The 13,156-nt window shown below is 36.1% G+C and carries 11 protein-coding genes; 4 read left to right on the top strand and 7 right to left on the bottom strand.

What is annotated here, in order from left to right; genetic code table 11:
* Positions 1 to 3: 3 nt before the first annotated feature.
* The 5 genes from purH to polA all read right to left on the bottom strand — a co-directional run bounded on the left by purH (position 4) and on the right by polA (position 6,355).
* Positions 4 to 1,563, bottom strand: a complete 1,560-nt coding sequence (purH, locus tag FIT61_RS05600; protein WP_139883748.1) for a bifunctional phosphoribosylaminoimidazolecarboxamide formyltransferase/IMP cyclohydrolase — start codon at positions 1,561 to 1,563, stop codon at positions 4 to 6.
* Between the two features lie 2 nt (positions 1,564 to 1,565).
* Positions 1,566 to 1,805 carry a helix-turn-helix domain-containing protein gene (locus tag FIT61_RS05595; RefSeq protein ID WP_139866940.1) on the bottom strand — a complete coding sequence of 80 codons (240 nt, stop codon included), beginning with the start codon at positions 1,803 to 1,805 and terminating at the stop codon, positions 1,566 to 1,568.
* The gene (gene dusB / locus FIT61_RS05590) at positions 1,805 to 2,815 is read right to left on the bottom strand and encodes a tRNA dihydrouridine synthase DusB (RefSeq protein WP_139873803.1); all 1,011 of its coding nucleotides are present in this window, start codon (positions 2,813 to 2,815) and stop codon (positions 1,805 to 1,807) included. The genes FIT61_RS05595 and dusB overlap by 1 nt, the downstream gene beginning before the upstream one ends.
* 74 nt (positions 2,816 to 2,889) lie before the next feature.
* Positions 2,890 to 3,624 (bottom strand): competence/damage-inducible protein A, encoded by a 735-nt coding sequence (locus FIT61_RS05585; protein WP_139883746.1) that lies wholly within the window; start codon positions 3,622 to 3,624, stop codon positions 2,890 to 2,892.
* A gap of 1 nt (position 3,625) precedes the next feature.
* Entirely contained in the window at positions 3,626 to 6,355 is a 2,730-nt protein-coding gene (polA, locus tag FIT61_RS05580) for a DNA polymerase I (protein WP_139883744.1), read from the bottom strand.
* Positions 6,356 to 6,376: 21 nt separating this feature from the next.
* Here polA and FIT61_RS05575 point away from each other — a divergent pair, with 21 nt between their 5' ends.
* From FIT61_RS05575 to FIT61_RS05560, 4 genes are read left to right on the top strand one after another with little or no spacing between them, the layout of a single operon-like run.
* Positions 6,377 to 7,105, top strand: a complete 729-nt coding sequence (locus tag FIT61_RS05575; protein WP_139883742.1) for an LOG family protein — start codon at positions 6,377 to 6,379, stop codon at positions 7,103 to 7,105.
* A gap of 50 nt (positions 7,106 to 7,155) precedes the next feature.
* Positions 7,156 to 7,500, top strand: a complete 345-nt coding sequence (locus FIT61_RS05570; protein ID WP_139873799.1) for a DUF2782 domain-containing protein — start codon at positions 7,156 to 7,158, stop codon at positions 7,498 to 7,500.
* A gap of 34 nt (positions 7,501 to 7,534) precedes the next feature.
* Entirely contained in the window at positions 7,535 to 8,455 is a 921-nt protein-coding gene (locus FIT61_RS05565) for a homoserine kinase (RefSeq protein ID WP_139883740.1), read from the top strand.
* Between the two features lie 18 nt (positions 8,456 to 8,473).
* Complete coding sequence (locus FIT61_RS05560; RefSeq protein ID WP_139883738.1) at positions 8,474 to 9,244, top strand: BPSS1780 family membrane protein; 771 nt, start codon at positions 8,474 to 8,476, stop codon at positions 9,242 to 9,244.
* Here the strand turns inward: FIT61_RS05560 and FIT61_RS05555 are convergent.
* Together FIT61_RS05555 and groL are read right to left on the bottom strand one after the other, a co-directional pair.
* Positions 9,241 to 11,397: a UvrD-helicase domain-containing protein gene (locus tag FIT61_RS05555; protein ID WP_139883736.1), complete on the bottom strand. Its 2,157-nt coding sequence runs from the start codon at positions 11,395 to 11,397 to the stop codon at positions 9,241 to 9,243. The genes FIT61_RS05560 and FIT61_RS05555 overlap by 4 nt on opposite strands.
* A 91-nt stretch (positions 11,398 to 11,488) precedes the next feature.
* Positions 11,489 to 13,141, bottom strand: coding sequence for a chaperonin GroEL (gene groL, locus FIT61_RS05550; protein ID WP_139873795.1), 1,653 nt, complete (start codon positions 13,139 to 13,141; stop codon positions 11,489 to 11,491).
* Positions 13,142 to 13,156 lie beyond the last annotated feature (15 nt).

Raw genomic sequence — 13,156 nt, 5'->3', positions numbered from 1 at the left:
AAATTAATGCCTAAAGTGACGATATCCAGTAAATAACATGACGAGACCTAATTCGTCGGCAGCAGATATAACTTCTTCATCCCTAAGGCTTCCGCCAGGTTGAATAACGCATTTTGCTCCAGCCGCGGCCAGCACATCAATACCATCTCTAAAAGGAAAGAATGCGTCCGAAGCGACCACTGAATTTGTTAAATCAAGATTTGCATTTTGAGCTTTGATCGATGCAATCTTGGTGCTGTCTACTCTGCTCATTTGGCCTGCACCGATTCCTAATGTTCGATTATTTTTACAAAATACAATCGCATTTGATTTGACATATTTAGCGACGCGCCATGCAAAAAGCATGTCGTCCATTTGTTCTTGATTAGGTTTAAGTTTAGAAACTATTTTGCAATGATTTATATCGATATTGAAATTATCGGGCGACTGAACGAGTAAACCGCCACCAATTTTTTTTAATTCAAAAGCATTGAAGTTGTTATCCAATGTTACCTCTAGCAATCTAATGTTTGGCTTTGATTCAAATATTTTAAGTGACTCAGCTTCGTAAGATGGGGCGATTACAACTTCTACAAATTGCGTAATAATTTGAGATGCAGTATTTTTGTCTAGCGGTGTATTGCAAGCAATAATGCCTCCAAATGCAGAAGTTGGATCAGTTAGAAATGCTTTTTTATAAGCATCTAATAAGTCTTTAGAGGAGCCTACCCCGCATGGGTTGGCATGTTTTACGATTACGCAAGAAGGAAGCTTAAAGCTTTTAACACATTCCCATGCGGTATCTGCGTCATTTAAGTTGTTGTATGAAAGTTCTTTGCCCTGTAATTGCTTAAAGCTTGCCAATGATCCTTTGTTGGTTATTTCATCAACGTAAAACGATGCGCTTTGATGTGGGTTCTCGCCATAACGTAAGTCCATCTTTTTGTTAAATGCGAGGTTAAGTTTATTAGGGTAGGTTACATTTCTATTTGTATCTAGTCCATTAAGATAATTTGAAATGGCTGAATCATATTTCGCAGTATGTTCAAAAGCTTTTTTAGCCAAATTAAATCTACATTCCAGATTAAGCGCGCCATCATTTTGCTTTAATGCATCTTCAATCATTTTATAATCCGAAGCCTCAGTTACTACAGCTACACCATTATAATTTTTGGCTGAAGACCTAATCATTGCTGGACCGCCGATATCTATATTCTCAATAGCTTCAGATAGCTGACAGTTTTCTTTAGATATGGTTGTTTCGAATGGATATAAGTTCACCACCACCAAATCAATTAAAGGAATATTAAATTTATTCATTGTTTCTAGATGTTTTTCGTCATCTCTTTTTCCGAGAATTCCACCATGTATCTTTGGATGAAGTGTTTTTACTCTCCCATCTAACATTTCAGGGAAGCCCGTATAATAACTGACCTCGATGACAGGAATATTATTTTCAGCAAATAATTTTGCTGTGCCTCCAGTAGATAAAATTTCAACATTGAATTTAATTAGCATCTTAGCGAAATCGATAATGCCTTTTTTGTCTGATACGCTTATAAGGGCTCTTTTTATTTTAATCATAACTAGATATCAATTTTGTGTTGTTTTAATTTCTTTCTGAGTGTATTTCTATTGAGACCAAGAATTTCTGCAGCCTTACTTTGGTTGCCTTTTGAAATGCCCATAATATAAGTTAATAGTGGCTTCTCTACTATACCAATGACCATATCGTAAACATTCGTTGGATGCTCGCCATCCAAGTCTTTGAAGTATTGATCTAAAGATTCGTTTACACAATCCGGGATATCTGTTTTCTTTTCCATTAAGCTACCAACATTTCTTCTTCATACTTTATATATGGGGATTCGATTGAAAGAAAATTAAAATAATCTTCGATTGTTTTAATTTGGGCATCGATTGTTTCAATTGTATTCATATGATGTCTGAAATTTGCAGAATTTTTTAATCCTTTTGTGTACCAAGAGATATGTTTTCTTGCAATTTTTAATCCTGCGTTTTCACCATAAAAATCATAAAGCTCTTTTACATGAGCAATCGTTATATTTTTGATTTCATCAGTAGACGGGTTATCTAAATGCTTTCCTGTTTTGAGATAGTGATCAATTTCTCTAAAAATCCATGGCTTACCTTGAGCAGCTCTTCCGATCATTACCCCATCTACACCGGTGTAATCTAAAACAAATTTAGCTTTTTCTGGTGAAGTGATATCACCATTCGCAATAACGGGAATTTTGACTGATTGTTTTACTTTGGCGATGGTGTCATATTCAGCATCACCCATGTACAAACAAGCTCTTGTTCTGCCATGAATAGCTAATGCTTTAATGCCAATGTCTTCGGCAATTTTTGCAATTTCTATTGCATTACGATTTTTGGTGTCCCAACCAGTTCTTATTTTTAATGTGACAGGAACATCTACAGATTTAACCACGGAAGATAATATTTTTTGTACAAGCGGTTCATCTTTGAGAAGTGCTGATCCTGCCATGACATTACATATTTTTTTCGCAGGACAGCCCATATTGATATCGATAATTTGAGCGCCATGATCCACATTAAATTGAGCTGCTTCAGCCATCATTTTTGGGTCAGCGCCAGCAATTTGAACTGAGATTGGATCTACCTCACCTTCGTGATTGGCGCGACGAAGTGTTTTTTCGCTGCCGTACAGAAGAGAGTTTGATGTCACCATTTCACTTACCGCCATGCCAGCGCCAAACTTTTTACAAAGTTGACGGAAAGGACGGTCTGTGACGCCTGCCATGGGGGCGACTACGAGATTATTTTTAATGGAAATGGAGCCTATTTGCACTGTCTTTATATTTACTTAGGGAAAGTTGCCTATTTTATAGGCAAATGGCTTTTTATAAAAGTGAAGACTTCAAATTACTTATGCCATTCATAGCCCAAATTGGCTATTTTGTCTTGTATTTCCAATATAGCTTCATTAACTAATTTTGATGAACCTTTAACGCCAAGCTCGATAGTTTTTACCGGGTTTAATTTTGGCAGACTAAAAAGTTTAATTTCTGGATATTTTTTTACAATTTCATTCATCAAATCAATTAATTTACTTTCACTCACATCATTAATCCAAATCGAAGCTTCAGCGAAATCGTTTTGATTTAATAATCCTTGATAGTGTGTATTAAGAATCCATTCAACCATCGGCCATGCCATTTCTGGAAACCCTGGCAAAAAATGATGATGATTAATTTTAAAGCCAGGTATTTTATTAATTTCATTTGGAATTAATAATGCATCTTGGGGAATATCTGCCATTAAAACTCTTTTAGGATAAGCTCCGTCACCAAACTGTTCTTCAATAAGCTTCAAAGCTTCATCATTTCTCGTTAATTGAAGGCCAAAAGCTTCTGCTGCAGATTGTCTTGTGAAGTCATCCGGTGTTGCACCAATGCCACCAAAAGAGAAAATTAATGTATCTGGTTTTATGGATTCTTTAATAGACTGAATAATGTCTTTCGAATCATCTTGAATATATTTCACCCAAGACAATGAAAGCTCATATTTTTTTAATGTTTTTTGTAAAAATTCAAAATGTTTATCTTGTCTTTTACCAGATAAGATTTCATCGCCAATAATTAAAGCGCCGAATTTCATTTTAATGTGCCGCATCCCAGTTCAGTCCAACACCAATATCGACGATAAGAGGAATATCTAGTTTTGCAACACCCTCCATTAGTCGAGGCAATTCTTTTTGTAATATTTCAATTTCATTTTGGGGTACTTCAAACACAAGCTCATCGTGTACTTGCATAATCATTTTTGTTTTTAAGTGTGCATTTTGAGACAGCCATTGATCAACGGCAATCATTGCTAATTTAATGAGGTCGGCTGCAGTGCCTTGCATAGGAGCATTAATCGCTGCTCTTTCTGCCGCAGCTCTTCTAATACCATTCGAACCATTAATTTCTGGAATCCATAATCGCCTTCCAAAAAGTGTCTCTACATAACCTTTATCTTTAGCAAATAATTTTGCATTTTCCATGTATTTTTTAACACCAGGATATCGGGCAAAATAAGTTTCTATGTAATTTGCAGCAGCGCTGCGTTCAATGCCGAGTGATTTCGATAAACCAAAAACACTCATTCCATAGATCAAACCAAAATTAATGACTTTGGCATAACGTCTTTGTTCATTAGAAACACTATTCAGATCACACCCAAAGATTTCAGCTGCCGTAGATTTATGTATATCCTCATTATTCTTAAATGCATCAAGTAATCTTTTGTCTTGAGATAAGTGAGCCATAATTCTCAGTTCGATTTGTGAATAGTCTGCAGATAAAATTGATGATCCTTTGTTTGCAATAAATGCTTCTCTTATTTTTCTACCTTCTAATGTTCTGATAGGGATATTTTGCAAATTAGGATCTGAACTTGCAAGACGTCCTGTAATTGCCACTGCTTGGTTGTAGCTGGTATGAATGCGCCCAGTATTAGGATTAATCATTTTTGGTAATTTATCTGTGTAAGTTGATTTGAGTTTAGACAGACTGCGATGCTCAAGAAGAAGTTTAGGCAAAGGATAGTCAAGAGCTAATTCTTGCAAGACGTCTTCGTCAGTAGAGGGAGCTCCTGAAGGTGTTTTTTTTAAAGACTTAATACCTAATTTGATAAATAAAATATCTTGTAATTGTTTAGGTGATGCGAGGTTGAAAGGTTGTCCCGCTAATTGGTAAGCCTCCTCTTCAAGTAGCAGAATTTTTTTTCCAATTTCATGGCTTTGCTCATTTAATTTTTTGTCATCTATAAGCACACCATTTCTTTCAATCTTTAAAAGCACTTCTGCGGTGGGCATTTCAATGCTTTCATAAATGAATTTTAGTGGCGCATCATTTTCAATTACAGGATTAAAAAATTGATTTAATTGCAAAGTAATATCGGCATCTTCAGATGAATAATGAGATGCCACATCAATATCGACTTCATTAAATCTAAGTTGATTTACACCTTTGCCTGCAACTTCTTCGTAACTTACACAGGTATGTCCTAGATGCCTCAAGCTTAAATTATCCATGCCATGACTTTGATGACTTTCTGTCACATAGCTTTGTAGCATCGTATCGTGCTTAATACCTTTAAGACATATATCGTGGTTTAAAAAAACATGCGCATCGTACTTTAAGTTTTGCCCAATTTTCTTGATCTTTTCATCTTCTAAAATGGGCTTCAATAAATTTAATACAGCATTAAGTGATAACTGTTGAGGGGCTCCAGGATAATCATGTGCCAAAGGAATGTAGGCTGCTTCCCCTGGAGTCACTGCCATAGATATACCTACAATTTTTGCTTGCATTGGGTCAAGAGAGTTTGTTTCCGTGTCGACACAAACATATTTTTTTTCTTTAATTTTTTCTAGCCATGCATGTAATAAAGTTTCTTCAAATATTGTGTCATATTTAATTTTAGAAATAAAATGACTTGGTGATTTAATGGATACTTTTTCTTCATCACTTTTACTTGATGAGATTATCTGGGGGCTATCTTCTTTAATTTCATTAAGCCAATTCTTAAATTCAAACCTTTGGTATAAATTTTCTAACGCGGATAAGTCTTGTGTTTTAGCTTTTAAATTATCCCAATTTTTATCGATATCTAAATCACATCGAATCGTAATTAGATCTTTAGCCTTAGGAATCCAATCGAGTGCTTTTCTTAAATTTTCACCGACTACCCCTGAGAATTGAGAAGCATGCGTTACGATATTGTCGAGCGTTTGATATTCATTAAGCCATTTCAATGCAGTTTTAGGACCTACCTTTTCAACACCGGGCACGTTATCTGAGGTGTCTCCAATAAGTGTTAGATAATCAATAATTTGATTCGGCATCAACCCAAATTTATTTTTGACGCCTTCGATATCGAGTTTTTCGTTCGTCATCGTATTAATTAAAGTGACATGGTCATTTACAAGCTGAGCTAAGTCCTTATCACCTGTAGAAACGACAACATTAAATTGATGTTGGGTAGCTTCTTTGCATAATGTGCCAATTACATCATCAGCTTCAACACCTTCTTGAATAATAATAGGCCAGCCCATCGCTGTAATTGCTTCATGAAGCGGTTGGATTTGAGCTCTTAAATCGTCAGGCATCGCCGAGCGATTAGCTTTATACTCAGGGTACAGATCATTTCTGAAAGTTTTTCCTTTTGCATCAAAAACGCAAGCGCTATAATCTGAAGGAAACTCTTTATGAAGTTTTCGGAGCATATTTAAAACGCCGTAAATAGCCCCAGTAGGTTCTTGGCGACTGTTTCTAAGATCTGGCAATCCGTGAAATGCCCGATAGAGATAAGAAGAGCCATCGACCAATAATAGTGTTTTCATTATTTAATTTTGAAAGTTTTTATGTCAGCAGATAAAAAGATACCTAAATTTAATGGCCCAGAATTATTTGATGAAACTCATAACGAAAGCGAATCCTGGTACGCATTTGAAATTATGTCAGAATTTGTTGGCGCTACCGAGAAACTTAAAAAAATAACGCCTGCCGTGTCTATGTTTGGCAGTGCTAGGGTCAGTGAAGACAATCCCTACTACAAACTCACCGTTGATATATCAGAAGCGCTATCCAATGCCGGATTTAGCGTCATTTCTGGCGGCGGTCCTGGTCTCATGGAAGCAGTTAATAAAGGAGCTTCTTTAGGCAAGGGGCCTAGTATTGGCTTTAATATCAACTTACCTCACGAACAAAAGCCAAATGAATACCAAGACATTTCAATTAATTTTAAATATTTCTTTATGCGTAAAGTCATGTTTATTAAGTATGCTTCAGCATACGTGGTTTTACCTGGTGGATTTGGAACTTTGGATGAATTAATGGAAGTGATTACTCTTATTCAAACCGGTAAATCAAGAAAAATCCCTATTATTTTAGTCGGTAAGGAGTTCTGGTCTGGTTTGCTAGTTTGGTTAAAAGATAAAATTGTAAAAGAGGGGATGGCTCAAGAAAAAGACTTGGATTTGATTCAAATTCTTGAGCAGCCCAAAGAGATTGTGGATGCAATATTTAATCATTATGAATCTATTGGTTTTACGTTAACGCCAGCGGAACGAAAAGCTCAGCTTTACTTATAAATTATCAAATAAACCATACCATCTATAGGTTTTTTGCTAGAATCTTGTCTATGATGATACAAAATACAATTAAAGCTTTCTTGTTAGCAACTGCCCTCATAAGTTTAAATGCCATAGCTGAAAAAAAGCTCGAGCCATTAGAGGAAGTGAAGCCGCCACCAAAGAATTTTGAAAGTGATATTGTGGAAGAGCCTCAAATTACTATCACTAAAAAAGGTGAGGATACCGTTGAGGAATACCGCATTAATGGCGAGCTTTATATGATGAAAGTCACCCCCCCTGCTGGCGGACCTGCATATTATTTGTTGAAGGAAGATCAAAATGGTGGTTGGGCAAAATATGACGGCCCAAGTCAGCCTGTGACTGTGCCTAAATGGGTAATATTTAGATTCTAAATTTTTTTGAAAGGGCTTTTAGGCCCTTTTTTTTATGTCTGTCTATACATCAGTTAATATTGAAGAATTAAAAATTTGGCTTCAAGATTATGCTTTGGGTGATCTTACCGATTATCAAGGCATTAAATCTGGTATCACGAATACCAACTATTTTTTGATGACAGCGCATGATCGTTTTGTACTAACACTCTTCGAAAAAAATACGATAGAAGACCTACCTTATTTTGTAGATCTTATGGCTCATTTAGCAGGTTATTCGTTTTTATGTCCCAAGCCAATTTTCAAGAAAAATGGTACAGCTTTAAGTATTTTAAAAAATAAACCTGCATTAATTGTGACATGCTTAAAAGGGAAAGAACTCTCAAAACCCGAAGTCAATCATTGCGCAGCTGTAGGTAAAAGCTTGGCAGAACTCCATGTAAAATCAGCCAATTTTGAGTCCCAACATCAAAATACAAGAGATCTCAACTGGATCAAAAAAACTGCTGACTCTTTATTTAATCTGTTACCTCAAGATGAGAACCAATTACTAAAAGAAGAAATTCTTTACCAAGAAAAACAAAATTATAAACTCCCTAAATCCACAATTCATGGAGACTTATTTAGGGATAACGTGTTATTTTTAAATGATGAGGTAACAGGCTTTATAGACTTCTATTATGCATGTACAGATTTTATTATTTTAGATGTAGCAATTGCTGTGAATGATTGGTGTGTGAATGATGATGGTTCTTTTGATAAGGTTAGGTTGAATGCTTTCTTAGTTGCCTACAAAAAGATAAGATCATTTAATGATGATGAAAATCAAGCTTGGAATAATATTTTGAGATTAGCGTCTCTTAGATTTTGGGTTTCTAGGCTTAATGATTTCTATCATGCAGAAGAGGGTGAACTTACTTACACGAAGGACCCCAATCATTTTAAGAAAATTTTAAAGCAACGTATTAGTGAATAAATTTTAAGGTTAATTAATATGAAAAAAATTACATTCCGAGATTCTATTCGTTGGAATAAAGAAAGTTTTGTGCTCTTTAAAAAAACACCGAATCAATCATTGATGCTGAGCCTAGCATATCTCTTTATTTTTATGCTTTTGCCTTCAATGCCCATAGTTCAAGTTTTTTCAATTGCATCTATTTTAATTTGGCCAATATTTTTAGTTTTTGCAGTGAATTTCTATAAGATTCATGACAAGAATAAGGCTGAAAAATTTTTAGCAGTATATGAAAAAATTAAACCCAAGCTAGTTACATTGTTAACACTTGGTCTGATCTGCTTAACTTATGCTGGCCTAGTCACGATGGTTTTAAATTCTGAAATGCAAGAATTTATTAAATTATCAGAAAACAATAATGAGTTAGTTAGCGTGATTAATAATTTTGTACCGATGATAGGAAAATTAATTCTACTGTTGCTTCCATTGCTTATGGCGACCTGGTTTTCACCTATGCTAATCGTTTATAACCACTATTCACTCTTTAAGTCGATTAAATCAAGTATCGCGGGATGCTTAATGTATATTGCCCCATTAGGCCTTTCATGGCTTATTTTTTCAACAACAGCGATATTATTTATGTTGTCTTGTGGATTGTTGATTGGGTCTCTAGCTTCGTTCTTTCCTTCGATCGGACCTTCATTGATGGGCGCAATTATTTTCTTTGCACTACTTGTAATTACATCTGTGATGTTTGCATTTCAGTATATCAGTTACCGTGATATTTTTAAGTCAGCTAAAAGCTATTAGCGTTTAAAAAGTTTTGCGTATTCCATGGCAAGCCATTTTGTGCCTGCTTTATTAAATTTAATTTGAATTCTTAAGTCGTCCGAATTGCCTTCATAACCTAGAACCGTTCCTTGGCCAAATTTTTCATGCATGACAGATTCACCAATTCGCCAAGTATGCTTCTGCTGACTAGGTTGCGAGTAATTCTCCTCAATTTGATCCACATTATTTTTAAAACTAATAGTATTAATGTTTTTAACAAGACTCTCAGGAATCTCTTCTAAAAATCTTGAAGGCATTCCATATCTTGTTTGGCCATGAAGCATTCTTGATAGCGCATAACTTAAATATAATTTTGAACGAGCTCTTGTTACAGCAACATACATAAGCCTTCTTTCCTCTTCAAGACCTTTGGATTCGAACAAACTCTGCTCATGAGGACATAAGCCTTCTTCAAGACCAGAAATAAATACTACGTCAAATTCCAAGCCTTTAGATGAGTGAATCGTCATGAGCTGGATAGCATCTGCACCTTCACTGGCTTGCATATCACCACTTTCTAAAGAAGAATAATTTAAAAAATCTCCAAGTGGGTTTGAAGATTCATTATTGTCATTATTTAGAAAGGTTGCGGCAGCAGAAACTAATTCATTTAAGTTAGATACTCTGTCCAGACCATCTTTTTCATTGGTATAGTGATCTTTAAGTCCTGATTCATTGATAATAAGATCAATCATTTGAGGAAGAGTAAGCCCTTCAAAACCATTTTCAATATGTTTTATGAGATAGATAAAATAAGGCAGACCTTTTTTAATTGCAGACGCTTGATTTGATGTTTTCTGTGCGGCATGCCATAAACTACAACCATCACGCCTAGAAATATCTTGAAGGCTTTCTAATGATCGACTTCCAATGCCACGCGTTGGAAAATTTACAATTCTCAAAAATGCACTGTCATCATTTTTATTTGCAATAAGTCTTAGATAAGCGATGGCATGTTTAATTTCGGCACGTTCGAAGAAACGTAAACCACCATAGACGCGATAAGGTAGGTTAGATGAAAAAATATTATGCTCGAGAACACGAGACTGAGCATTGCTTCTATAAAGAATAGCAATATGATTAAGAGAGATGCCTTCTCTATGAAGCATTTTAATTTCATCTACTATAAATTTAGCTTCATCAATATCAGTATGGCCAGTATAGATTCTAATAGGGTCGCCTTCTCCGGCTGATGTCCATAAGTTCTTGCCTAATCGATTTTTATTGTGATCAATGATGGCATTTGCTGTATTGAGGATATTACTTTTGGACCTGTAGTTTTGTTCGAGCTTAATAATTTGTTTGACATGAAAATCTCTTTCCATATCTTTCATGTTTCCAACTCTTGCACCTCTAAAACTATAAATAGATTGATCATCATCTCCTACGGCAAATACAAAACTGCTATTGCCCGCAAGAAGTTTTAACCACTTATATTGAAGCTCGCTTGTGTCTTGAAATTCATCAATCAGAATATGTTTAAATCGATCTTGATAATGCTGACGTATCGCCACATTTTTTTCAAAAAGCTCATAGCATCTTAAAAGTAATTCACCAAAATCAACCAAGCCTTCTTTCTGACATTGCTTTTCATATTCAAGATATATTTCATTTAATTTTTTTGAATGCGTATCATAAGTATCTACATGAGCAGCTCTCAGTCCTTCATCTTTACATCCATTAATATAGTGTTGCACTTGTTTTGGCGCATAAGTTTCATCATCAACATTCATGGTTTTCATAGTTCTCTTGATGAGTGATAACTGGTCCTGGCTATCTAGAATCTGAAATGTATCAGGCAAATCTGCATCTCTTGCGTGTGTTTTAAGAAATCGATTGCATAAACCATGGAATGTACCTACCCACATACCTCGTGTATTAATGGGAAGCTGCATGGTGATTCTTTGTAGCATTTCTTTTGCAGCTTTATTGGTAAATGTCACAGCAATAAGTCCAAAGGGACTCACCACATTCGTTTGGATGAGCCATGAAATTCTGGAAGTTAGTACTTTGGTTTTGCCACTTCCCGCACCAGCTAAAATGAGTGCAGATTCATTTTGAAGCGTGACAGCTTCAATTTGTTTCTCATTTAGATCTATGAATTGATTTTGATTGGGTAGAGATGCATTCATGAGGTGTAATGCTATCCTAAATTATTGGAAGATAAAAAAAAGATTAAAAAAAAGACCTCCTACGAGGCCTTTTCTTATTGATGCTTATGAGTTACATCATGCCACCCATGCCACCCATGCCACCCATGCCACCCATATCGCCTCCGCCCATTGCTGGAGCGTCATCTTTAGGTAGTTCAGCTACCATACAGTCAGTTGTTAACATGAGACCTGCGATAGATGCTGCATGTTGTAATGCAGAGCGAGTAACTTTAGTTGGATCTAAAACACCCATCTCAACCATATCGCCATAAGTTTCATTTGCAGCGTTAAAACCATAGTTACCTTTACCAGCCACTACGTTGTTAACTACTACTGATGGTTCTACGCCAGCATTTGCAACGATTTGTCTTAAAGGCTCTTCAACAGCACGAAGTACGATTCGAATACCTGCTTCTTGGTCTGCATTTTCACCTTTGACTTTAGCAATCGCATCACGAGCTCTAATTAAAGCAACGCCACCACCAGCTACGATACCTTCTTCAACAGCTGCTCTTGTTGCATGAAGAGCATCTTCAACACGCGCTTTCTTTTCTTTCATTTCAATTTCAGTCGTTGCACCTACTTTAATTACAGCAACCCCACCTGCGAGTTTTGCAACACGTTCTTGAAGTTTTTCTTTGTCGTAATCACTTGTCGCTTCTTCGATTTGTGTTTTGATTTGGGCAATACGTGACTTAATATTTTTTTCGTCACCCGTGCCATCGATGATGATGGTATTTTCTTTGCCCACTTCAATTCTTTTTGCTTGACCTAAATCTTCAATCTTAATTGTTTCTAATTTCAGACCTACTTCATCCGAAATTACTGTGCCACCGGTAAGAATTGCAATATCTTCAAGCATTGCTTTTCTTCTATCACCAAAACCAGGGGCTTTAACTGCAACAGTTTTTAAGATGCCGCGAATGTTATTGACCACTAAAGTTGCAAGCGCTTCTCCTTCGATATCTTCAGCGATAATAAGGAGAGGGCGGCTTGATTTAGCTACTTGCTCAAGAGCTGGAAGAAGATCTCTAATGTTAGAGATTTTTTTGTCATGCAATAAAACATATGGATTTTCTAATAATGCAATTTGACGATCTGCATTATTAATAAAGTAAGGTGAAAGATATCCACGATCGAATTGCATACCTTCTACAACGTCAAGCTCATTTGTTAAGCCTGATCCATCTTCTACAGTGATCACACCTTCTTTGCCTACCTTGTCCATTGCGTCTGCAATGATTTGTCCAATCGAGTGATCAGAGTTGGCAGAGATGGAGCCTACTTGAGCAATTTCCTTGCTTGTTGTACATGGTTTACTTAATTTTTTAAGTTCAGCAACGCCGCCTTCAACAGCTTTGTCGATACCTCTTTTAAGATCCATAGGGTTCATACCCGCTGCGACTGATTTCATACCTTCGCGAATAATAGCTTGGGCTAATACAGTTGCAGTGGTTGTTCCGTCACCTGCAATATCAGAGGTTTTAGATGCAACTTCTTTAACCATTTGCGCGCCCATATTTTCAAACTTATCTTTAAGTTCGATTTCTTTTGCGACTGATACACCATCTTTAGTAATTGTAGGTGCGCCGAATGAACGCTCTAAAACAACATTTCTTCCTTTAGGGCCAAGTGTAACTTTCACTGCGTTCGCTAAAATATTTACACCGGTAATCATCTTTTGGCGAACGTCGTCACCAAATCTTACGTCTTTTGCTGCCATTTTTATTTCTCCAAA

The sequence above is a fragment of the Candidatus Methylopumilus rimovensis genome (genome assembly GCF_006364615.1).
GTDB lineage: Bacteria > Pseudomonadota > Gammaproteobacteria > Burkholderiales > Methylophilaceae > Methylopumilus > Methylopumilus rimovensis.
The sequence above is the reverse complement of the archived record's forward strand: the minus strand, read 5'-3'. Positions and strand labels throughout refer to the sequence as shown.